Annotated in this window: 19 protein-coding genes; all 19 read right to left on the minus strand. The window is 42.5% G+C overall.

The genetic code is table 11. The annotated features are described in order from the left end of the window. Positions 1 to 3 precede the first annotated feature (3 nt). Entirely contained in the window at positions 4 to 1,140 is a 1,137-nt protein-coding gene (locus ITG12_RS20275) for an exonuclease SbcCD subunit D (protein ID WP_038878417.1), read from the minus strand. A gap of 137 nt (positions 1,141 to 1,277) precedes the next feature. Next, positions 1,278 to 1,526 carry a hypothetical protein gene (locus ITG12_RS20280; protein WP_038878419.1) on the minus strand — a complete coding sequence of 83 codons (249 nt, stop codon included), beginning with the start codon at positions 1,524 to 1,526 and terminating at the stop codon, positions 1,278 to 1,280. Positions 1,527 to 1,608: 82 nt separating this feature from the next. Then, positions 1,609 to 1,983: a hypothetical protein gene (locus ITG12_RS20285; protein WP_038878421.1), complete on the minus strand. Its 375-nt coding sequence runs from the start codon at positions 1,981 to 1,983 to the stop codon at positions 1,609 to 1,611. Positions 1,984 to 2,070: 87 nt separating this feature from the next. Further along, positions 2,071 to 2,742, minus strand: a complete 672-nt coding sequence (locus ITG12_RS20290; RefSeq protein WP_038878423.1) for a GAD-like domain-containing protein — start codon at positions 2,740 to 2,742, stop codon at positions 2,071 to 2,073. Between the two features lies 1 nt (position 2,743). Further along, entirely contained in the window at positions 2,744 to 7,033 is a 4,290-nt protein-coding gene (locus ITG12_RS20295; protein ID WP_050568841.1) for a polymorphic toxin type 15 domain-containing protein, read from the minus strand. 9 nt (positions 7,034 to 7,042) lie between these two features. Further along, positions 7,043 to 7,888, minus strand: coding sequence for a hypothetical protein (locus tag ITG12_RS20300; protein ID WP_038878425.1), 846 nt, complete (start codon positions 7,886 to 7,888; stop codon positions 7,043 to 7,045). Continuing rightward, positions 7,889 to 8,179: a PAAR domain-containing protein gene (locus tag ITG12_RS20305; RefSeq protein ID WP_038867681.1), complete on the minus strand. Its 291-nt coding sequence runs from the start codon at positions 8,177 to 8,179 to the stop codon at positions 7,889 to 7,891. A gap of 11 nt (positions 8,180 to 8,190) precedes the next feature. Beyond that, a complete protein-coding gene (gene tssI, locus ITG12_RS20310; protein WP_038878428.1) occupies positions 8,191 to 10,026 on the minus strand; it encodes a type VI secretion system tip protein TssI/VgrG in 1,836 nt (611 codons plus the stop codon). Positions 10,027 to 10,071: 45 nt separating this feature from the next. Further along, positions 10,072 to 10,551: a type VI secretion system tube protein Hcp gene (locus ITG12_RS20315; protein WP_038867685.1), complete on the minus strand. Its 480-nt coding sequence runs from the start codon at positions 10,549 to 10,551 to the stop codon at positions 10,072 to 10,074. 208 nt (positions 10,552 to 10,759) lie between these two features. Continuing rightward, positions 10,760 to 13,336: a type VI secretion system ATPase TssH gene (gene tssH, locus ITG12_RS20320; RefSeq protein WP_038867687.1), complete on the minus strand. Its 2,577-nt coding sequence runs from the start codon at positions 13,334 to 13,336 to the stop codon at positions 10,760 to 10,762. 10 nt (positions 13,337 to 13,346) lie between these two features. Then, complete coding sequence (gene tssG / locus ITG12_RS20325) at positions 13,347 to 14,312, minus strand: type VI secretion system baseplate subunit TssG (RefSeq protein ID WP_038878430.1); 966 nt, start codon at positions 14,310 to 14,312, stop codon at positions 13,347 to 13,349. Continuing rightward, positions 14,309 to 16,132, minus strand: coding sequence for a type VI secretion system baseplate subunit TssF (gene tssF, locus ITG12_RS20330; protein ID WP_248874912.1), 1,824 nt, complete (start codon positions 16,130 to 16,132; stop codon positions 14,309 to 14,311). The genes tssG and tssF overlap by 4 nt, the downstream gene beginning before the upstream one ends. Next, the gene (gene tssE / locus ITG12_RS20335) at positions 16,129 to 16,593 is read right to left on the minus strand and encodes a type VI secretion system baseplate subunit TssE (RefSeq protein ID WP_038867691.1); all 465 of its coding nucleotides are present in this window, start codon (positions 16,591 to 16,593) and stop codon (positions 16,129 to 16,131) included. The genes tssF and tssE overlap by 4 nt, the downstream gene beginning before the upstream one ends. 8 nt (positions 16,594 to 16,601) lie before the next feature. After that, complete coding sequence (locus ITG12_RS20340) at positions 16,602 to 17,399, minus strand: type VI secretion system accessory protein TagJ (RefSeq protein ID WP_038878436.1); 798 nt, start codon at positions 17,397 to 17,399, stop codon at positions 16,602 to 16,604. A gap of 9 nt (positions 17,400 to 17,408) precedes the next feature. Then, positions 17,409 to 18,920, minus strand: coding sequence for a type VI secretion system contractile sheath large subunit (gene tssC, locus ITG12_RS20345; protein WP_038878441.1), 1,512 nt, complete (start codon positions 18,918 to 18,920; stop codon positions 17,409 to 17,411). Between the two features lie 54 nt (positions 18,921 to 18,974). Continuing rightward, positions 18,975 to 20,468 carry a type VI secretion system contractile sheath large subunit gene (tssC, locus tag ITG12_RS20350; RefSeq protein ID WP_038867695.1) on the minus strand — a complete coding sequence of 498 codons (1,494 nt, stop codon included), beginning with the start codon at positions 20,466 to 20,468 and terminating at the stop codon, positions 18,975 to 18,977. Next, complete coding sequence (gene tssB, locus ITG12_RS20355) at positions 20,468 to 20,998, minus strand: type VI secretion system contractile sheath small subunit (RefSeq protein ID WP_038878444.1); 531 nt, start codon at positions 20,996 to 20,998, stop codon at positions 20,468 to 20,470. The genes tssC (ITG12_RS20350) and tssB overlap by 1 nt, the downstream gene beginning before the upstream one ends. 15 nt (positions 20,999 to 21,013) lie before the next feature. Further along, positions 21,014 to 22,126, minus strand: a complete 1,113-nt coding sequence (gene tssA / locus ITG12_RS20360) for a type VI secretion system protein TssA (RefSeq protein ID WP_038867699.1) — start codon at positions 22,124 to 22,126, stop codon at positions 21,014 to 21,016. After that, positions 22,119 to 22,913, minus strand: a complete 795-nt coding sequence (locus tag ITG12_RS20365) for a protein phosphatase 2C domain-containing protein (RefSeq protein WP_038878445.1) — start codon at positions 22,911 to 22,913, stop codon at positions 22,119 to 22,121. Before ITG12_RS20365 ends, tssA begins: the two co-directional genes overlap by 8 nt. Positions 22,914 to 22,918: the final 5 nt, after the last annotated feature.

Genomic DNA, 22,918 nt, shown 5'->3' on the forward strand with positions numbered 1-22,918 from the left:
TTACTAAGCCTGCTGAGAAAGTTGTTTGATGATGTCACTTATCGCTTGATCTTGTTCTTGCGATAGTTGGCTGTCTTGCGCTTCCGAAAAGAAGTCTCGGAACATGTCTATCTCACTTCTCGCCAACTTTGCTTGCGCCATTTCCTGCTCGACACCAATTAACATTCCCGGTTTTTCTAGGTGCAAAACATTTGGGTAAACAGTACGTAGCTTTTCCATTGGGTTTAAGATTGCGTGCTTATCCATCAAACGTACCAACAAGTAGTCTTCGTTTTTCGGATCGGTTTTGCCCTGCTCTATCACTTGTTCAAGCTCACCTTCAACGATTCGCATCTCATGAGGTGCAGCAAGGTCAAGATGCTCGGCCGAGACAAACCCGTTTTGGTCGATTTCCACCAGCGTGAAACCTTTCTTCTGGTTTTGTTCACCAAAGCTGTATTTCATCAGTGAACCAGAATAACGAATGTATTCTTCGCCTTTTTTCTGTGGCTGATGCAAATGCCCCAACGCTACATAGTCAAAGTTGAGGAAATGTTCGTGACTGACGCGGTCAGAACCACCAATCGAAAGTGGACGCTCAGATTCAGACTCAATGGCACCATCGACAAAGCAGTGGCTGACTAACACGTTGCGTTGCTCTGGTTGGAACTGCTCAGTGATTTTCTCGGCAAGTAGCTTGTGCGCTTGATCGTGGGTCGAAACGGGTTCTTGGTAGGCAAAACGGACTTGCTCAGGATCGTTATAAGGCATGCCATAAAAAGCCACTTGCCCTGCGCTTTCGGTTTCAATAACAACAGGGGTAAGCATGTCTTCGAAGTTACTGATAATGTGAAGACCCGCATTTTTCATCTGCTCAGAACCAAAACCCAAGCGCTCTGCACCATCATGGTTGCCAGAAATCAAAATCATCGGCGTGTTTAGCTCACCACAGATTCGCTTCACCACTTTGTTAAGTAGTTCAATCGCGATAGTTGGTGGGACAGAACGGTCATAAATATCACCGGCAACAACCACCGCATCAACAGGGTTGTTTTCAATGTATTGGATTAACTGGTCAAGAACTGCTTGCTGATCGTCAAGCAAAGAGACGTTATGAAACTGTCGGCCAAGGTGCCAATCTGAGGTATGGATAAACTTCATTCGAATTCACTTTCTGCCATCTACATGGCGCTATCTTATTATCCCCCTAGGATATCGTGAGTTCGTAAGCTTTTCATGTGGTTTGTGGCGTATGCTGGAGTTAAAGTAAAAACGAGCTAATTGTGCGCACTTAAAATCTACCAACTATAAGCATCTGAGATTTGGCGATATAGTTCCTCATACGCATCTTCTTCATTTTGACATTCAGTTACAGACGTAATTCTTCCTTGACTGTTGTATACAACTTGCCAAGAATCATCTTGATTGACCACACACAAACACTCACCATTTTTCAGTCCATCTAGGCTATAGGATTGATGAGGTACTTTTTTCAATTTATCAACATTCATAACAAAGCGAACTAGTGTAGAGTTTTCATTATTCATTTGCGTTTATATCCTTTGCCTAATTTATTTGCACAAACCCGATCATTATTTGGGAGCAAAGAACATGCCCTAAGCACTCGGTTTACCTATCTAAAAATTCTACGTCCAACCGCTCGACACAGAGACAAATAAACTGACCATCCAAATATGCATAATCAGACTCTAAAAAATCATCACAAATCTTAAGTCCAGCGTCTATGGTCCCACCGTTTAGTCTACCTAATAGCTTATAAGCATAGGTACTATCGACCCTTGTCATACTAGTTTCGTCTGCACTTTCCTGCTCTGTTAATCCAAAATCCAACATTTCAAATGTAACGGGATATTCTTGCCCAATATACAATTCATAGGGGCACACCCCGGCAAAACAGGTTAATTCGACACCATTAACTTCAAGCGTAACTTCTTCTTCAATATCTGAGTTTAAGCTAAGAACTCTTGCCTTGTGTGTGATCACTATTCAGCCAAACTGATTGTTTAAAAGATATCTATCTAACAAAAGAGCCCACAAAGCGTGAGCTTGAGTTTTGCTATGCAGGACGGGTTACTCTCTGTGACTTTTAAGGACATTGCCGACCATTGACGCCATATCGATAATTTCGGCTCCCCCTAAATCCGCCATAACCTGTAAAAATACATGTAGATCTTCTTTGGTCATAGCATCTGCGGACTTCTTGCCCCCCATAAATAGGTAAGGGGTAAACACCATCACTTCTTCTTTACCCACTGGACCATGTTTTTTAATCGCAGACGGAAAGAGAGGTTTTGAACTAACTTCTACGTCTATATATTCTTTATCTTGAAAACCGAAAAAGCTTTGAATTGCAATATTAGCATCGCCTTTAGAAATGTCTTTTGCGTGTCCTTGATTTGTCATTATCCAATTTAAGTGTGTCGCTATATCGAGTGACGCACCTGTTCGCTCTCCCCACAAATAGAGTTGACCATAGGCGCTTCGAGCGATCACATGGTAATTGTCAAAGTGTGCGAACTCTGTATCGTCAAGAAAAGATTCAAGCACATCTTCAAATTCTGCGGGATTGGTGATCCAGAATAGACCATCGTTAAAGCCAGAGAAACCGACCATTTGCCAGTATTTAAGTAGCTGATCTGGAAGTATGCCTCGATATGCTTCAACTTGTTGGTCAGTTGCCTGAATATGTTCGGTCGGCTCGCCAAACTCTTCTATAAACATTTCAAAATATTCGTCATTCATCTTATTTAATTCCACGTAATGGGCAGCGCTCCAGCGAAACATTCATTTTGGCATCTGGTCCTAGGTTTTCAAATGCACGTTGTGCTTGCTCATCCATCTGAGTTAAGCGCGACTTTGTGCGCCACTGAGAGCCAATTGAGGAGTTAACCCCTTTATTCCCCATCCTATTCACCTTGTCAGCCCCGCCTGCAATCATATCTGGATCATGCAAAGCCGCAAGGTTATCCATAATCTCAGATGTTCTTTGTTTCGCCGCTTTTTTGGCGTCCATAGGGCTCATTTTCAACTTAAAGCTTTCAGCTAGCGAACTATTCAATTGACGAGAAAACTGCTTTCTGAAATCCTCCTGAGCCATACCCGTTCCCGCTCGTTTCATTTCTTTGTAACGATTGCGATTTTCGATGTATTCCCCCACGGTCAAGTCATTAAGACCCGCTTCTTGATGCCTTAGTTGGCGAGCAAAATGACTTTCCAATTCACGCTCTTTGCCTTTGAACTTACCTTTAATCGTTGCCCCAGGTTCAAAACAAGGCACTTTAAATCGCTTCATGGTGCTCAAAGACTTCACCATGGCGTTATCGAGTTTTTTCAGCGGCAGTTCATCGACAACTTTTTCCGCATATCTGCCTGGTATTGCGGTGATAGCCATACTCGTTGCAGTAGAGAATGAAGGATTATCGATAAATGCGTTCCCTGCATTTATCATATCTTCAATCCCTTCGACCATCATCGATATTGGATCGATATTTACAGCGTTAATACCCTGTAAAGTCGGATCTGCGATAAGTTCCTCAATCGTTGGCCCAGAAATATTAACCGCTGCTTTTTCGTAGACCATCCTCTCCGGAGCATTATCGTTATGCCCTGCTAGAACTGTATGCGCATCCTCTTTTGCACATAAACCCAGAGGATCAACCCACGAGACAGGGTTTGGTGCGAATTGATAGTGGTTGGTTCCACCAAGCAGCCCTAGGGGGTCGGGTTGGATAAATCGACCTATTTGAGGGTCGTAGTAGCGTGCTAAGTTGTAGTGCAGACCAGTCTCAATATCGAAGTACTGCCCCTGTAAGCGAAGGTTGTTTTTAACCGTCTCGATTGCAACGTGAGCAAATCCAAAGGTATCGTATGCTGCTTGCCAAACTACCTGCCCTTTCGAGTCCACCAAACGTTCTGGGGTTCCGATTTGATTACATTGGTAAAAATAACACTCACCGTTTTCAATAAGAGCAAGCGGAACAAAACTGTTTGGTTGATATAGATACCACCGATAACCCGAACGAGAATACTCGCCGACTAAATGACTTCCTTGCCAAATAAATTCAGTGGTGCCATTTTCACTGATTTTCTTGATTCTTCGGCCTAGTGCGTCGTATTCGAATTGACATAAACGCCCTTCGCTCTCGACAAAAATTAGCTGGCCTTTAGCATCGTAAGTACAGCGCTGCTCTAATCCATTACCTTGACTACTGGTTCTGTTACCTAGTTCGTCGTAGTCGTACCTGACGCCATGGTATTCAACAAGGCGGTCATATTCTAGCTGTGCACCTTCATCATTAAAGTTGCCAAAACTGTCATAGATGTATGACTCCTCAGAGGTTTGCGTCTTTACCCTTTCTAAATGGCCGAGGTCATCATATTGATAATGTTGGGGCCCCTTCTCACTGTCGACGATAAGAGATAAAAGATGCTGTGCGTTGTAATGATACTTTCGCTCCAAACTCTCCCATATTTGACGCTTTAGTCTTCCTAATCCATCAAACTCTTTTGTTTCCCCTTTAGTGCCATACTTAATACGAGTTATTCGCTGTAAGTCATCGTATTTAAACTGTATTGTGGTGTGCGCCCCCCCTTGAATAGAAATGGAACACACCACACCGTACTCGTCGTATTGGTAGGAGATTTCAGTACCGTCACTATAACATTGGGACTGGAGTAAACCGTTATTAAGATATCTGTTGTGGAAGGAATAGCGTCCCTGCTGTTCACTTACCAATTTTGTATCTTTATAGGTATAAGAAGACATCGAGAAGCGATTATGCACGTGGATTAGTTTACCGCCTAAGCTATATTGGAAATGGTTTTCTACTCCCTTTCCGCTTCCAATTGCTCGAATATTGACGACTCGCCCAAGGTCATCATAACGAAAGCTAACTTGGTTAGTCCGGCGCCTAATCTTGCTTAGTCGCTCAGCCTTATCGTAGGTATAACTTGTATGTATTTGGTCGAAGTTTATCGTCGACTGAATTTGTCCATCAGGTGTATATGCAAATTCGTACTTACAACCATCGGAACGCTCGATAGTTTTAAGGTTCCTTTCTTCGTCATAAGAGAACGACATGACGCTTTTATTTTGTTTAAAAACCTCTACAGGTTGAGCAAGGCTGCTCCAATTGATCTCTACTTCCCCTCTCGGTGTACTGATAAGTTTGACACGGCCGTAGTCGTCATATTCGTATCGATGTTCGCGTAAAATTTCATCTTTCGAATTCTGAAAATACAGACGGGTAAGTAGACGATTTTGATTGCGCTCAAAGCCGGAGACAAGACCTTCCGGATAAGCGATTCCATTTACAAGGTCATGTTCATCATAACTGTAGCGAAAGAGACTTTTATTGGTTTTCTTCGCTCTAAGTTGATGCTCATCATCCCACCACCATTGAACACATGCGCCAGCGTCAATAACCTTTTCAACTAAGCGGCCATGTTTATCGTATCGGTATCGCTCTTGTTTACCTTCTTTACTTTGTTGCCAAACCAGTTGGCCGAGCGCGTTAAATTGGTTTTCAATGGTTTCACCGTCAGGCAACTGATGTCTCGTACTACAACCGAATTCATCATAGTCAAAATGTTCCGTTGCACCTGAAGAATGCCGTTTGTTTTTTAGTTGCCCAAATTGATTATAGGCGTAAGTGACGTAGCAGCCATCCGGTGATACTTCATTTACCAAGTGCCCTTTCGAATCATATTCATATACCCAGCGTCTTGATTCAGGGCTTTCACGCTCAAGCAACTTTCCTTGTTCATTGTGTTTGTATCGCCATGCATGACCTCTCGGATCGACAACAGTCGATTGAGTCGGTTGGAACTCAAAAGTATATCGATACGCGCCATCATCCGCCCAATTACTTACGCACTTAGCACTCACGCCTCGACCTATCCAGTCAAAATAATGCGAAAATCCTGTTGCACGTGTTCGTCTAGTTAGTAAACAGGTATCACTATATTGATAAGATTCTGCTTGCCGATGTTCATCCGTGGCCCTGGTTAAACAAAAGGTACGGTCATATTGATACTCAGCTAGAGTAGCTAGGGTTGTAGGATGGCGTATTTCAACAAGTAATCCTTGCTTGTTATATTGTAATTCAAGTTTTGCTTGTCGATTGACGTTTACTTGGGTGATACGGTGATTACGTGAATATTCTAGATTTACCGTTTTCATGAGCCCAAGTCGAATCTCACTAGCTAACCAGAGCTCCTCTACTTGAACAAACTTGACTTGTACACTGCCATTTATCGTAACCAATCGATAACCATTTGGATGATATTGGCAAGTCGAATCGGTATAAGTTTGGTAACTCACCCCTCCTTTAGAAACAGGGGGAAATAAGATGGAGTCTCCCATTTCATCTACAAAGAGCCAGCCAATAATCTGTTCTTTCTCATCCAGTACATCCTTCAGTTCATACTGGAAGATATGTCGCCAACCAAAACCAAGTCCTGTATTTTTATCAGAAAGCGAAGATCGGTAAGTCCGCTGCCACACTAAGCCGAAAGGTAGTCGCACATCAGTTAGTGTTAAGTTTTCTTCGCCCGTTACCAAAGAGACAGGATCACCTGCTTTTGCATGTTTTTTACTGCTCTCATTTTGGGGAGTATCACTACTTTTACTCTCGCTTTTATGAGGACTGTCATCTGTCGACTTTGCTTTTTTATCGTTCGTCTTGGCAATTAGATCAGTAGGTATCTCTGTTGGGGGGTAATAGGTACTAGGCGCTTGTTGAGGTGTCTGAAAGGCGAACAACGATTGCTCAAATAAACTCTCAGCAATACGCTTATAAAGGTCCTCGTCAGTGAGCTCTTTCATCTCTGCGGAGAAATACGTGGTCGCAGTAGACCAAGACGCAATTTCTCTGAGTTCATCAAACGCAGAGTAATAAAAACGTTCGACAAAGATTTCAGCCGCTCTGACAGACGTGAATCGTTCCTGTTTACCAAATGGGGGTTGATGCGAAGAAAACAAATAGGCTTCGCCGTCCAGCGTTGTGAGCTTAACAATCCTTTGTGCGTTCATTTTAAATCTTTACTCACTACACCAATTGAAAATCGTGCCAATGGCATAGCCTTGAGTCTCTATATCCACTTGTAAGACTTGAAAGTTCTCGACATGTTTAACGCGTTGTCGATGACAGAGAGAGAGTGCTTTTAGAAGACCACCACACGCCCCTAAAGGGCCTGTTCGGGAATCGGAAAAGATGTATCGAGTCTCCGCACTAATCCATGAAGACAAAAAGTGAATCGAGTTGAGCCATTGTGGCTCTTCTTCAATTCCTATAGACAATAAGAGTTCATCAAAGCTTTGTTCAGAAGCGTTGCCTAACTGCCGAACGATATTATCTGTCGCCGTATTTAATGGCGTAAGTTCGAGATCTATTGATTGAGTCCGAACGTTAAGCCCCTCTTTAACCGCAATGCAACGCGCCACAACTAATGAATCATATACATCAAACTTGCTGCTTGAACCCTGTGCAAGGTTGATCGCAATAATCCATGGAACTGTGTTTTGATGACTAAGCTCTTCCAATTGACTCAATGCCATTAAGAGCGACGCTTCACCATACGGATAGAAACGAATAAGTGGATTAGCTTCAAGATTAAACAACGACAAAATAACGGAGGAAATACGCTTCAGCACTGACTTGCATGATACCCGAGGAAGTAACACACACACCGGCGCTTGAATGTCAAAACCATGAATGTGATGACTAAGATTCTCGAGTAACGATTGAACCCTATCTTCCAAATTATTGGCATGACTCTTTACACGTATAGCATCATCAGACACGTTAAGTGTGTTGTTAGCATATTGTTCAATAGAGAATTCTCTTCCGTTTAGAACACAAAAAACAGGGTCAAATATGATCGGCATTTATCCCCCAATTAAAACCGTAGTGACGCCAGCGACAATTTTTCCACCATGGGCGGTAGAGTCTCCTAGTCTGGCTGCCGGTTTTCCATTGATCTTAACGCTGGAGGAGCCCGAAGAAACACTATCAGGAGGTCCAACGCATACTAGCTTATCGCCTTGCCTCGCAGCTGGAATACCTGAAATTTTTACGTTTGCAGAACCTATCGCTACAGGGCCGCCCTGATGAGGTACTTTTCCGGTTTTAGCTGGACAGACGTGATGACTTCCTAAGACAGCAGCGGGTTTTCCCATTTGCTTTCTCCCTAGTTCAAAGATATTTGGCCAGCTTTCAGACCGATAGTGGAGCCGTTGATCGAGATCTTATTTCCTTTAATATTGATGTCCCCAGAGCTAGACATTTGTATCGACGCTCCGCCAACTTTAATTTCGATACTCTTCCCAGCGCAAACCGACAAGGCCTCACCAACGTCAGTTTTATGATTTTTTCCAACGTTAAGCGTCGAGTTTTGGCCGATGTCCTGCGTTACATTGTTGGTCACGGTTTCCGTTTTGTTATTTTCAACGGTAATTTCCGCGCAATCTTCTACCAACATTTGAAATAATTTTTCGGCGTGTAAATAGACGTGCTCTTCACCAGGTTTGTCGTCAAAACGTAATTCGTTAAAATTGCTGCCACCTTTCTGCACTGATCGAGATTTGTAACCACTTTGGGATGCTTGATCCGGCAAGCTAAACGGTGTTCCTTGGTTACCGTTATACAAAGAACCCGTGACGATAGGTTGGTCTGGATCACCGTTAACGAAGTCAACAATAACCTCTTGTCCTACTCTAGGATGAAAAGCACTCCCCCAACCATTTCCTGCTACTGTCTGAGCAACACGTATCCAACATGAACTGTTTGCGTCATACTCTCCTTGACGATCCCAGTGGAACTGAACTTTGATTCGCCCATGCTTATCTATGTAGATTTCACCTTCTTTGTTTCCTGTCACTATGGCCGTTTGAAGGCCTCGAACTTGTGGTTTTCCAAGCCTAGCTAATGGACGCAATATCGTTTTTGAATCAACACAATAAAAAGCAACTCTCACGCCTTGGTTGGCGGTACCACCCTGACCTGTCTGATTGAATACCGAAGCTGAAACGGAGACAGAAGACAGCACATACTCTTTACCAATTCGACTTTTATCTTCATGTTTTTTGAACTTAAAACACGTTCCAACCGCAAATGATCGACAACTCGTTTCCCCCATGCATTGATAAACATTTTGTTGCAATGACTCGATGTTATGCATGTTTCTTAATGCGAATTGGTCATTGGTTTCAGTCTCCGCCAAATACTCGTAATGCTCACTGACTGGAACGGTGAAGAAGTTGGTTGACCCGTTAGCAGAGTGCTTCGGATAAGAGCTTGGCTTCAACATATTGAAACCGGACAAATGACTGCTTTTTGTCGTGAGGGACTGAGTTTCATTCCATGAGAAGATATGGCTAGATGCTGCGCTACCAGTTGAGTGCTCTACAATAAATTCTGCCGAAGGGGTGTAGTAACTGATATCGTCAAAAAATTCTATGACATGATCTGAATCGGAATGTAAAAAACAGAACGCGATACCTTCCTCCGCCAAAATTCGCCTTACAAAGGCCAAATCAGATTCTTCGTATTGCACTTTATATGTGTATTTGGTGTAAGCTTTAGTAAGCCTAAAACTGAAGGTAATTTCATGCTCAGCAAGAATTTCTGATACGATCTCTTTCACATCTCTATACTGAAATATTCTGCAATTTGTCCGATAATTTGAGAAGCATAACTTTGGTTCGATTATCAACTCTATATTTTTATATTGCTCACCCCTATCAACAGTCGAAACTCGAGTCCCAGACAGTTTAGCCCTAGAAACTACGCCATGAAAATATCTAGGTTGTAACGATACCAATGAATGATTATCCATACTGATCGTCACTTCTTTGCCTATAATCTGATTTAACTCAGCTTGTTGCCCATTAAAATAAGCGTAAGCATGCAATGAAAAAAGCTCTGAAGCAGCCTCTTTATACTCGAAGGAATTCAGAATTATTGCATCCTCACCAAATGGTGTAAAAATTCTAATGAAGTTATTGTCTTGAGTTGCTTTTTTCATTGTACACTTCTTAAAAAATGCGGGGAAAGGATCCCCGCAAATTAATTACATTTGTTGACCTTTAACACCGCTGTAACCGTATACTAATGGTGCTGATGTATTGTTCTTATCATCAGTAGGTGTCACTGTCATCATCATTTCAGTGTATGAAATAGTGATTGTTTCAATCGGGCGATCATCTTGAATTGAAACAGAGTAATTAGAAATCATTGCATCAGTAAGTTCGATTTTCATGATTTCTTCTACTTTTTCACCCTGCTTAGTAATATGGAATACCGCAGGTTTACCTTTACCAATCGTTGCTTCTTTAAATAGATCTGGTGATGAACGATCTTGCAATTTGGTGATAGTTAAATCGTACAAGCGAGTCGCGCTAGCTTCACGGTCCATTGCGGTACCTGTGAATGATGAAATTTCACGACCAACACTCCAATCTACAGATAGTAGTGTAATTAGATCCTTGTACTGCTCAGCAGTTGCTTCACCTTTAATATCTGCATATTTAAGATACGTGTTAGACTGCATGCTAATCTCCTATAGCATTAATAATTGACATATTGCGTAGTTATTTAATCATCAAATCGGTATTGATAATTAATGACTTATGTATCAAAAACTTTATTTTAAATACGCTCTTTTATATCGTTTAATTTGAATTTAATTAAGCACTATTTTCCAAAAAATAAAGTTAATATGAAGCGAGTCTCAATTTATTTTTACATTGAAACCGCTGTTAAATAAGTGAGACGTTAAGTGATTTAATTTCTCCATTAACGTTAATTTCCTCAAATGTCTTACCATTAAGAATAGAACTCAATATCTCATGGGAAATTTTTGGTAACAGCGTATTTTCAATCGTAGTTTGTATTACCCTAGCACCACTCCCTGACTCATTGCTATTATTAACTATATCATTTATTAATGAATCACTAAACGTTAATTTGGCATTGTAGTTTCTTTGAATTCTGTCGGATATTTTCTGTAATTTTAAAGAAGCAATATTACTTAATACTTCTTTATTTAACGGCAGATATGGAAGTACGTTGACTCGCCCTAAAAACGCAGGTTTAAAATCACCCAGAAGATCCTCCCGTAGCGCCTCTTTTAAAGCTGTTGGTTCTGGGGCTAACTCAGGGTCTTCAAATAGAGACATTGTCGTCTCCGTTCCTGTATTGGCAGTCATAATGATAATGGTGTTTTTAAAATCGATATCTCTTCCTTCACCATCTTTGATCATGCCCTTATCGAAAACCTGATAGAAAATGTCTTGCACACCCGCGTGCGCTTTTTCCATCTCATCCAATAAAATAACACTATAAGGTCTACGTCTTACCGCTTCTGTGAGAACCCCGCCCTCACCATAACCGACATAACCAGGAGGTGAACCTAACAATAGAGAGACTTTATGTTCTTCTTTAAACTCAGACATATTGATTGTCGTAACATTATCTTCGCTACCATACACTTTTTCCGCTATCGCCAGCGCAGATTCTGTCTTACCGACTCCACTTGGGCCTGTAAGCAGAAAAACGCCATTAGGTTTCGATTCATCAGTGAGTTGCGCGCTCGCAGTTTTGATAACCTCTGACATGACTTCGAGTGCGTGATCTTGCCCTACCACTCTATGACTTAGTGTCTCTTTTAGTGTAAGAACCGCTTTGATGTCATCATCTTGCAGTTTTCCTAAAGGGATACCAGTCCAATCTGAGATCACCTCGGCAATTAAGGCTTCGCTAACGTGTGAAAAGACAAGAGGTTGAGAGTTTGAGCTTAAGTCTTTCTCAATACTTACTAAACGATTCTTGTCTTCTTCATTAGCTTCACCTTCCTGAAGTTGAATCTTATGCCGTATTAGTTTTGCTTCATCGACCCATTGTTTTTCTTTTTGCCAAATTTCTTCTAATTCAAGAATCTCACCATGTAGAACATTAATTTTTTCTTTAATATCAGAAATTTTATGGTCATTCGCCGAACCGAATTGAGACTCTTTGTACAGTTGGTCAAGTTCCAACTCTCTTATTTGAAGATCTTTTCGTTTACTATCCAATGTTCCTGGCGTGGATGATTGGCTTAGAGCAACACGAGAGCATGCGGTATCAAGAACAGAAACTGCCTTGTCAGGCAATTGACGACCATTTATGTATCGTGCAGAAAGTTGAACAGCAGCTTCCAAAGCTTTATTTGTGATATACACGTCATGGTGTTTCGACATCACGTCCAACAACCCTCGCAACATTGCAATTGCAATTTCTGGCATAGGTTCATCGATCTTAACGACTTGAAAACGTCGAGTTAGTGCTGCATCTTTCTCGAAATACTTTTTATATTCCGCCCATGTTGTCGCCGCTATTGTCCTAAGCTCGCCACGGGCCAACGCCGGTTTCAAAATATTTGCCGCGTCGCCTTGACCTGCTTGCGCTCCACCACCAATCAAACCATGGGCTTCATCAATGAAAAGTATGATAGGTGTTTCCGATTGATTAACTTCTTTAATCACATTCTTTAATCGGTTTTCAAATTCACCTTTCATGCCCGCGCCTGCTTGCAGTAGTGCCATATCTAACGATTTTATTGAAACGTTCATTAATGCAGAGGGAACATCACCATCGATAATTTTTTGCGCCAATCCTTCGACAACGGCAGTTTTTCCGACGCCAGCTTCACCTGTCAAGATTGGATTATTTTGTCTGCGGCGTAGCAAAATATCGATCATTAAACGGATTTCGTCATCTCGACCGACAACGGGATCGATTTTCCCTAATTTTGCTTGCTCTGTAAGGTCAACAGTAAATTGGTGAAGTGCAGCGTTTTTGCTCTTACTAATCCCTTCGTTAGAGGCGAGATGCTTTGATTCAGATTCATTAACATCCAACAATGTGTTTACATCAATTTTCATTAATTCTGAGCTAGGCTGATTCAACATTGCAACCAAAGTATCATCCGTTAAGTAAGCTCTTAATAAATGGATACAACTCAATTGCTCTTGATTAAATTCAATCGTCGTAATCATCATTGCATTTTGCATGATGGTAACGGTATGTTCAGACAACCCAGGGACCGAATCGCAGCCTGTTCGATACTTTTCTAACTGTTCGAGCAACTGTGACTCCACTCGGCTAGCATCGATATTTTGGCTACGAAAGGCGTCCGCGTATATCCCAGACGGATGTTGGATAATACTAATTAACCAGTGCGTCATTTCAATACTATGATGAGTACGAGAGCTGGCCATTGCGGCAGCATGCTCTAACGTTTCTCTTGCATGCGGAGATAGCCTCTCAACCAACGCTGATAGTGATAATAAAGCCATTGTGAATCCTTTAAATGGTAATTGTTATTCTGCGGTCTTTTGTACGCTTATGCTTCGTCAATACAGAACCAATGCCCAATTGACCGACTTGTTTTGAGATACAAACCTGAGGAAGGTATTTATGTTGAGTCGTTAACTTCCATTTAACGCGCTTATGCTTACCAAGAAAATCGTGTGTTATAGATTTCATCGTATGCACACAAGGTGTATTAGGTAAGAGTTGCTTCACTTGTTTCGTCGTGTTTGGGAAGAATTCAATTGTCACGCCCGCATTGATGTTCCAAGCTTTAGATCCTACTGAAGCACCACTGCCTAATTGAGCGAATTGACCTTCCGGCATGCTTTGAGAAACCAGTCGAGTTTGGTCTTCTCCCGTGAGGTGCAACCATTGCCCCTGAAATTCATGTAAGCGGACATCACATCCTGAGAGGCTTTCGAGCATTCCTTTAAGTGCACTTTTACTACGATTCGATGAAGCAAACACCCCTGCAAAATGATTAGCAAGATGCTGGGTTTGCCCTGTCACCGACTCTAACATGCTACAAAGAGGCGATCGTCGTCCTACCGAATGAGCAGTAACCTGTGAAGTAAGTTGAGTCAGTTGCCAACTACGGTAGTAAAGAGACAGTAACCGATGATTAAAAATGTCATAGAAATCGACCATTGCGTTGTCTCCTTCTTTTTGACGATTCAATGCAAGTTCGCTGTAATGCTGTGGCAAAACACCTTGCTCACCCGTTAATCCGATTAAGTTTGTCTCTAACCTTAATTTGCTCTGGCTGAGCGCTTTCACAGCACACAACTGAGAATTCTCATAACCTAACGCAGGATTGACCTTAATCGATATCTTTTCGTCTCTAGGTAGCGCATCGGAACCTAACTGTGCCTCAACTCGAAGTACTTCTTGTTCAATCAAGTGTAACGCTTCAAACAACGAACGCTGTTTCAATTGACGATAAAAGTCTTCAGTCTTCATAGCAGAACCTTATCGCCGGTAAGCGATGGCCATTGATAAAAGCGTTTACCTGTCGACTTCAACTTAACTTCTAGTTGAGTAAAAATATTCACTTCAGCGTACTGAGAGAGATAGACTGATAACACACAGCCTAAAAAGAATATTTGCTCTTTAAGGAGGATTTGGTCTGATACAGTAAGAATCAATTTAACACCATGGGCAAACCCCATTTTCCCTTGCTCGCTCACTCTCCCGGCCACTTTTTCAAACTCGAGTTTCACAAGCGCATCAATCAGAGCCTTTGTTTCTGCCGTACCAGAAAAAGCATATAGGTTCAGGGTCTGTTTGAGCACTGCCAGTCCATCGTCTTGTGTGAAATGATTCAGTGTGAGTAGCTTGGTCAGTTGCCACCGCGTACTTTCATCCATTTCAGGCCTCACTGTTTCAGATAAAGACACCAAACAACGTACTGACTCAAAGTTATCGTTAACGTCAGGTAATGATACTTCTGGTAAACCACCACCAAACGGAAGTTTTTGCGGCAGGTTCCGATTGCAACACTCCGCTTGTACGTACATAAGCCAATTTTCACGGTTCTCTGGAGTAAAGAGTTGATGTTTTTTATCCACAAAAGACAGATACGTTTCTCGCCCGGGTTCGTCGTATCCACCAGCCCAGTTTTTGTCCTCTCGCCTCATTAACCAATAAATGTCACTATTACCCATGTAGTGCGTATGTTCACCGGCATAATAGCAAGGCAAATTTTCATAAGTCTTATTCCAGTTTCTCAACGTCACATTGGTAATCGAAACAACTTCATTACTCTCTGCTTCTTGGTATTGAGGCGACAAATGGTAATCGTACTCAGATGGCAGTAAACGTTTAGGTTCCATGGTACTTTGAAAGAGGTTAATGACTGGAGTACAGCCGAGCATTAGGCTTTCGTTGTCGACTTGTTTCGGTAACCAGTCGTCTGTGGAGTCAAAGAAAAAACAGAGGCTTATCGATTCGCCTAAATCAAGTTTATTGAGTTCTAAATCAATCAGGTCAAAGAACATAAATTTTTCTGGGAAGTGTAAGTATTCAACCAACATTCTTGACGCTGAGAAGCTTCTTTTGCCATAGGGCACAACTTTATCCGAATCCGAGAACCCCACAGATTTCAGATGCCTTTTCGTATACGATGCGACTTCTTTCCCTTGAACGGATACCGACAATCCAACAAGATTTTGGAATAACATTTGATACAACTTCTGTGTAAGTTGAGGTTGGCCATTGAGGTAAAACCTCAAGGTGTCGATGCCCATTAGGTTAATTGCACTTTCACTATCATTGGCATGAAGTTGAACGTTAAGCATCGAGTTTGCCACTTGCTCCCATCGAGACCCCATAGGTTTCACAGGCGCATTTTCAAATGAGCAATCATTTACGCGTAATGGGTACATTCGCGTTTCATAGCATGTTCTAAATTCACATTCTTTAAATCTTGGAGCGCCGATGACAACACGTTCACCAGAGACAACATCAAAATAGGCATTGGTGGATTCCGAGCACGTCATTTTCACAATCGACATGGAAGGAATTGGCGCGTGAAAATCTGGGTAGAGTTGCCCCAGCAGTGATTCTGTGAATTGAGGGTAGCTGTTGTCTAAACTTTGGCGAATTCTCGCAGTTAAAAATGCGCACCCCTCAAGAAGTCGCTCTACATGAGGATCCTCGACTTGTTCTTCACTTATTCTCAAACGAGACGCGATCTTAGGGTACTGCTCACCGAACTCCTGTCCTTTATGGCGTAAGTAAGCCAACTCGCGATTGTAGTACTTTAGAAACTCTTCACTCATTTTGTTCTACTCAATTTCATACCAAGGCTCACCGGTTCAACTTCTGAGTTAAATGTGACTTCGTGGGTATTGCTTCCAATTAGGCAGGTTGCGGTGATTTTTAACCTCAGCGTTCGATCTGTGGCGCTTTTCTCACCTAAAATACTCACCAAAGGAGACTCTAGACGCGGTTCAAACTCCTTTATTGCATCGCAGACAATTTCACAAAGCTGATTTTGCCCTTCTTGGCTGCTGTATGGCATTGAAGAAAAGTCTGGCAGACCGTAGTTTAAAATGGAGTCTCGAACTTCTAAAAGATCATCAGGAAGTTCACGCCAACCAATTCGACTATTCAGCATGGCTTCAACATCCCTTAATAAGTTATTAAGTAAGGACTGAGAACTTGCTGGAAAGTCTTTCTCTTCACGAACATTCGGATCTGAGTCGATTAGTTTGTCCAGTAATGACGCCTCTAAAGCCATCGCGACCTCTAAGCTTTTAATACGGTTTCTTCAAGTAATTTCAAATCAAAGAGAGGAAGTGCAGTTTCACCCACTAACCAGCACTTTTGACCCAACCCAACGAATAACTCTTGCTCTGCAACTTGTTGCCAATCCGTTTCTCTACCTAGTTTTTGGGCATCGGTTTGAGAACCAATGTAAGTCAAAGGCGTATGACCCTCGCCTTCACCTAGACCTTCTATATCGAATTCAACGGGACGCCAAATCGTCTCTAATAGTGAAGATGGTGTTTTTAGTTCAAGCTGTTTCACATTGGCGATAGGCACAAGGAAGTAATTGCCTGCAGTCGAAAAGAGCTCTATGTATCCACCCAATTGATCATCTATGTCTCGAACGTCATCATAAATATTACCGCCCTGACTAAATGATTTTTTGACGCGTTGTTGCTCTATCTCAGACGCTAAGTTGTAGGCATTACGTTGGTCATTATTTTTTAGTGCTAAGTTGAATTCAATCAATAACCTATTCAGCCCTTCATGGTCACTGACAAACTGAGCCGTTGCTGCTCCATGAAAAAAATCCTTACGGGCTTGAGCTGCTTTAACGAGGTGACGTAGTTGACTGGCTCCAGAAAGATATTCTGGGAACAGTTTAATCGCTTGCATCAACTGTTCGTCCGCCCGTTCAAAATTACCGTCAATACAAAGAAGCTCGATGAAAGAACTACGAAGAGTTGCATCTTTAGGAGAAGCTTTTATATTCTCGATGAGTACTTCTAGTGCTTCTGTTAACTTGCCTTCTGCTAACGCGCTTTTCCATTTTGTCATTTTGATTCCTTACACCACCTTTTCTGGTGATAACTCCGTTATTAATTTGATCGCCGATACCATTTGATCGAGTTGAAAATGAGGACGTAAATGAATCACCGAATAATAATGCCCCGGCGCATCACGCTTTTCTTTCACCGCGATACTTGCCTCGTTCAGGGGGTACTTAGCCCTAAGCTCATCGGACGCTTCATCAGAAGCAGTCGTGTATTGGTGTAACCAATGCTGAAAATCTCGTTGTATTGCAGACGAATCTTGGTAACTACCAATCTTGTCCCGTCCCATCACTTTGATGTAATGAGCAATTCGAGATACACAGAGGGTATACTGCAACATCGATGATAATTTCGCGTTTACGCTGATGTGCGCTTCTTGGTAGCGCTGTGGTTCATGTAGAGAAACATTCGATGTCATCCCAATCATGTCTGTTTCCGGTACAGGGGTAAGTGACATGAAACCGTTATCTGCTAAAACCTGCTCTCGTGACTCAGAAAGCTTTACGTTTAAAGGGCTTCTATCACGTGAATTTTTCACATTAAACTGAATCTGACTACGCGTTGGAGCGAGGACAAGGCCTTGAGTATAGTCGCCTTTTTTTATTCCTCTCATGTGAGTAAACCAACCGTGTTCCTGATACGTTCTTATTGCAATGGCACCGAAGCTATATGCTGCGCTTCCCCATAAAAGTTGTGTTTCTGAGTCGTCAATTCTCTCTTCAAACTGAAAACTTTCCGCTCGTGTTCCATCGCTGCCATGCGGCTGGCGAAACAAGACATTTGGTGCAGTGATGCCGATAAATTTCGACTCTTCTGATTCTCGTAGCCTTCGCCACTTCCCATATTCCACTTGTTCAAATTGAGTCGAAATATCACCAATCGCTGAAAGCTCAGAAAAACGATTCACCCCAAAAACACCCGGTGTCGCTGACAATATAAAAGGGCTAAATGCTGCAGCCGCTGATTGAGATACCTTACTCAATACAGATAAATCACGATCAAAATGGTTAGTAACAGGGTCGTGACGAAGCTCGTAATCACCAATGACTAACCCAAAAGGCTCTCCACCAGGTGTTCCATATTCGTTTTGATACAGAAGTTTAAACAATGCAGACTGATCAAATTCGATCGCTTTTAATGCGTCTTTACTGATTTCGTCCCATGTTACTGAAAGGAGCTTCACCTTAACTTCTTCTGATGATTGCCCATCGACCTGAGCACATAAATAGCGAAGGCCGATCCAACTGCGCTCTAGCTTCTGGAAAGCACAATGATGGATTATCTCATTGAGTTGTTTTTCGAGTAGCTCATCGATCTCATCTATAGCACTCATCAGGCTATGTCGAAAACTCTCCATGTTTGAACTTTTAGTACCTTCCAACCATACTTTTGCCGAATGTAGTGAATCCATTGAATCGATAAATTTATTCATCCAATGGCTATCAAGTTCCGCACACCCAAGGGGACTAAATTCGTGCTTCAATTCACTTGGGTCTAAGAAATTTAATGACGTATGTTTGCGCATGTAGCCTATTCCGCTAGAAAGTGTGGTTGGCCAAGACAGCCAACCACAACGTGCTTAACCACCCGATTGCGGGATTTTTGCCACCAAACGAAGTGATGTGGTGAGCTCTTCCATTTGTAACCAAGGTTTCAACCAAGCCACAGCATTGTATGAACCTGGTGCACCAGGAATCTCTTTGACTTGAACACGAGCATCTGCCAACGGATATTTTGCTCTGATCTCTTGACCACCACCCTCAGAAGCATTGACGTAACTTAGGATCCAGCGGTTTAGCCACGATTCCACGTCCTCAGCCTCCATGAAGCTGCCAATTTTGTCACGGGCCATGACTTTCAAATAATGCGCGAAACGGGAAGTTGCCATCATATAAGGTAGGCGAGCAGAAATAGCCGCATTAGCAGTGGCATCCGGCGAATCATGGTTGGCTGCTTTTTGGCAAGTTTGAGCACCGAAGAACACCGCATAATTGGTGTTTTTGTAGTGACACAATGGTAGGAAACCAAGTTTACCTAGTTCCGCTTCACGTCGGTCTGTAATGCCAATTTCAGTTGGGCATTTCATATCAGGATCGCCATCATCACTCATGAAGAAGTGTGTCGGTAAGTTATCCACTCGACCTCCCCCTTCAGCACCACGAATGGCAGTACAGAAACCATATTTAGAAAACGCGTCTGTAAGCTTTGCCCCCAACACGTAAGAAGAGTTCATCCAACAGTAATCATTATGCTCAGCATTAGTCGCGATACCTGAAACTGAGTCGACTTCAAACTCCTCGAAACCAAACTCTTCCACCGGAGAAGTCGCTTGACCATAAGGTAAACGAGCTAATACTTTGGGCATGGTTAAGCTTACAAAGCGTGAGTCCGCACTCTCTCGGAATGAACGCCATTGTGCGTATTCAAGAGATTCAAAAACTTTATCTAAATCACGTGGCTTCGAAAGCTCTGTCCACTCATCAAAACCAAACAAAGCTGGTGAAGCGGCGGACAAGAATGGAGAGAAACCTGAAGCGGCCACATTCGACATTAAACGAAGTGATTCAATGTCTTCTGGATGGTTAGTAAATTCATAGTCACCAATCAAAGCGCCGTATGGTTCACCGCCGGCACTACCGAACTCAGACTCATAGACCTTCTTAAAGATTTGGCTTTGGTCGAACTCTACAGCTTTACTCAAGTCTTTATGAAGCTCTTTCTTAGTAATACTGATCATACGAACCTTTAAGGTAGAGCTCGTATCAGAGTTCATCACTAAGTAATTGAGACCACGCCAAGAGCCCTCTAGTTTTTGTAACTCAGGGTGATGCATAACTTCAGACAATTGCTCTGAGATTTGCTGGTCTAGCAAATTAATGGCTTCACGGAATGTCACTGTTAAGTTCTTATTCCAAGTTACAGTGCCTTTCATCGCTTCTTCTGCCAGCGTTTTTATCAGCTCTTGCGCTCGAGAGGATTCTGTCTGCTTCGTCGCTCCGATCGCTTGTTCCAAAAATGAAGACGCTTGCTGGCTAACTGTTGGATCTAGTTGCTTTTCAACTTGTGTAGTCATTACTGAGCTCCTTCTGGATTATCTGAAGGAACAGGCTCACTAAGTTTGAGCTCACCCGCTAGTTTAGTAAGGTTCTCAGTGTTGTTCAGAACATCCTCTAGAATGTTTTCTAGCTCCTCAGAACGGTCGACTTTCGTCATTAAATCACGGAGTTTGTTACGCGTTTCCATTAACTGACGCAACGGATCCACTTGATTCACAATCGCCGCAGGTTCAAAATCTTGCATCGATTTGAAACTTAAATCGACCTCGAATTGAGAATCATCGTTTGCTAATTTGTTCGCGACTTTAAACTTTACTGATGGGCTCATCTTTTTAAGCACATCATCAAAGTTGTCACGATCGATCTGAATAAAACGACGGTCTTTAAGTGGTTTCAAAGCTTCTGTATTTTGGCCTGCAAAATCACCCATTACACCGACAACAAAAGGAAGCTCTTTTTTTAGCGTTGTCCCTTCGGTTTCAACATCATAAGTAATGTGAACACGAGGCTTCCTCACTCGTGACAGTTTCGAGTGGATACTCGTCATACCGTTCTCCCTTTCTTAATTTTCATTTTGTTCTGCTATGCCAACTAAACGGAAATAACTTTTCTTTGCATCCCCGTCGGATATCAATTCCGCCAATAATTCAGGCAGAGGCATTCCACACCAACGAATAATCTGTTCGATGGAGTAAGAAACTGGTGAATGTGGCTCACTCTCTCTAAAGAAGTCAGCAACCTGTTGCAATTGTTCAATGGCTTGCTCACGAGACTGCATATTAGTTGTTAGTAGTGCTTGTGGTTGGAGAGGTGAAGACTGTTCTTGCACTTCGATTTCACCGTCATATTCATTTAGTTCTGCAACTACTTTAGGCGTCTTAAATCGGCTACCTAACAAATGCTTAAGCGCCGAGTGTATTGAATCTAATTTTTTTGATATGTAAGAACTTGGGGTGACGTCACCAACCGCTTCATCAAGTTTTTCGCTGAACTGACTGAAAGCAATCATTGCAAATTCCAAATCACCAATCAGTTGCTGGTAAAATTCATCCGACGTGGCTTTTACGGTTTCTGCAATTTTCGACATCTCCACTGCACCTTGGTCAACTTTTGAACGACGCTTGTCTTCATCTAACCGTTCTAGCTCAACAGCTTGCTGGTACTCCCAGAATGCATATGCTTGTTCTATACCCACATCTGTTAGCGGCACCGAGGCAATTGGAAAAATCAATGTACCTTCATTATCAATGCCATTTAGTCCGATGATCGAGGAAGTTCGGGTTTCCATGCCATCTTCATCCGGCATTGGGTACAATTGATCCCAGTACTTTTCGATGTAAGTCGTTGCCAATTGGTATCCAAGGCCTAATCCACGAAAGCCATGAATTCGAGTTAATGCTTCAATAAGCCAAGCTACGAATTCCAAGTCTTTAGATTGTGAAGCGAGAATGTCAGGAACCTCATCAACAAATACACGCCATAAGTTGGTATGAGTAAGGATGCTTTCCTCTTCGATGATGGCATTTCGCTCTGCATTACGTGCCGCCATTCTATGATCTTTTAAACGATAGTAAGCCGACTGGGGGGAGACATCTTCGCGAGGATCGATTCCAGTTGGATTTTCCTCAGAGATAGGCTCAAGAGCTACATCGTACCAATCAAACATATCACTCATGCGACCTTCCTCTTAAGAAGACTGGAATCGTCGCGTCTTCGTGTCGTGGCAATTCAATTTCATTCTCTGCTTTACACACTTTCACCAACGCACACGTGACATTGTCACTCGCGCCACGCACTAAGGCTGAATGCATGAGGGCTAATCCAGCTTGATTGACAGAATCTGCATACAAGGTTTTGTGCATTTCTTCGTTGGTCAGTTCTTTAGATAAGCCATCACTACATAGCAGGAACTGGTCACCGTCCGCGAGCTGTCCAGAGATTTGATCTATGGTCACTTCTTCATCTACTCCCACCGCACGAGTTATCACATTTGCAAGCGGATGAGACTCTGCGTCTTCAAATGCGAGTAGCCCCTGCTCAACCAAATCCATCACTTGGCTGTGATCACGTGTTCTTTGTGAGAAAGTACTCGCTCTTAATTGATAAATACGACTATCACCAACCCATAAACAATGGTAATAACCGTCTTGCACTAACAGCAAAACGAGTGTGGTTCCCATTGTTTTCCCTTCTAACTGGGCTTGTGCATAATGGTAAATTTCTCGGTTTGCTTGCTGGACCACATATCTTAGTTCATCGATTCCAAACGAGTCTGAATCTTTTACATAACGCGCGATACGATCGACCAGCATCTGACTTGCGATATCGCCAGCACTGTGCCCCCCCATCCCGTCAGCGACGACCCAAACACCATGATCAGACATATCAAGCAAAGCGTCTTCGTTGTGCGGCCTCACCTTTCCAGGATGTGTTTTGGCAAAGGTAAAATAGTTCCAATCCATTATTA

Origin of the sequence: Vibrio sp. ED002 (genome assembly GCF_023277445.1) — a bacterium.
Classification (GTDB): domain Bacteria; phylum Pseudomonadota; class Gammaproteobacteria; order Enterobacterales; family Vibrionaceae; genus Vibrio; species Vibrio jasicida.

Bases quoted from the DNA above. Each gene is read 5' to 3' on its own strand.
- ITG12_RS20365 (WP_038878445.1), bottom strand. From the start codon at position 22,913: ATGGATTGGAACTATTTTACCTTTGCCAAAACACATCCTGGAAAGGTG.
- tssI (WP_038878428.1), bottom strand. From the start codon at position 10,026: ATGAAAAAAGCAACTCAAGACAATAACTTCATTAGAATTTTTACACCA.
- tssB (WP_038878444.1), bottom strand. From the start codon at position 20,998: ATGACGAGTATCCACTCGAAACTGTCACGAGTGAGGAAGCCTCGTGTT.
- ITG12_RS20315 (WP_038867685.1), bottom strand. From the start codon at position 10,551: ATGCAGTCTAACACGTATCTTAAATATGCAGATATTAAAGGTGAAGCA.
- tssC (WP_038867695.1), bottom strand. From the start codon at position 20,468: ATGACTACACAAGTTGAAAAGCAACTAGATCCAACAGTTAGCCAGCAA.
- tssE (WP_038867691.1), bottom strand. From the start codon at position 16,593: ATGGCTTTAGAGGCGTCATTACTGGACAAACTAATCGACTCAGATCCG.
- ITG12_RS20280 (WP_038878419.1), bottom strand. From the start codon at position 1,526: ATGAATAATGAAAACTCTACACTAGTTCGCTTTGTTATGAATGTTGAT.
- tssA (WP_038867699.1), bottom strand. From the start codon at position 22,126: ATGAGTGATATGTTTGATTGGTACGATGTAGCTCTTGAGCCTATCTCT.
- tssH (WP_038867687.1), bottom strand. From the start codon at position 13,336: ATGGCTTTATTATCACTATCAGCGTTGGTTGAGAGGCTATCTCCGCAT.
- ITG12_RS20275 (WP_038878417.1), bottom strand. From the start codon at position 1,140: ATGAAGTTTATCCATACCTCAGATTGGCACCTTGGCCGACAGTTTCAT.
- tssC (WP_038878441.1), bottom strand. From the start codon at position 18,920: ATGCGCAAACATACGTCATTAAATTTCTTAGACCCAAGTGAATTGAAG.
- tssF (WP_248874912.1), bottom strand. From the start codon at position 16,132: ATGAGTGAAGAGTTTCTAAAGTACTACAATCGCGAGTTGGCTTACTTA.
- ITG12_RS20340 (WP_038878436.1), bottom strand. From the start codon at position 17,399: ATGACAAAATGGAAAAGCGCGTTAGCAGAAGGCAAGTTAACAGAAGCA.
- ITG12_RS20290 (WP_038878423.1), bottom strand. From the start codon at position 2,742: ATGAATGACGAATATTTTGAAATGTTTATAGAAGAGTTTGGCGAGCCG.
- tssG (WP_038878430.1), bottom strand. From the start codon at position 14,312: ATGAAGACTGAAGACTTTTATCGTCAATTGAAACAGCGTTCGTTGTTT.
- ITG12_RS20295 (WP_050568841.1), bottom strand. From the start codon at position 7,033: ATGAACGCACAAAGGATTGTTAAGCTCACAACGCTGGACGGCGAAGCC.
- ITG12_RS20300 (WP_038878425.1), bottom strand. From the start codon at position 7,888: ATGCCGATCATATTTGACCCTGTTTTTTGTGTTCTAAACGGAAGAGAA.
- ITG12_RS20305 (WP_038867681.1), bottom strand. From the start codon at position 8,179: ATGGGAAAACCCGCTGCTGTCTTAGGAAGTCATCACGTCTGTCCAGCT.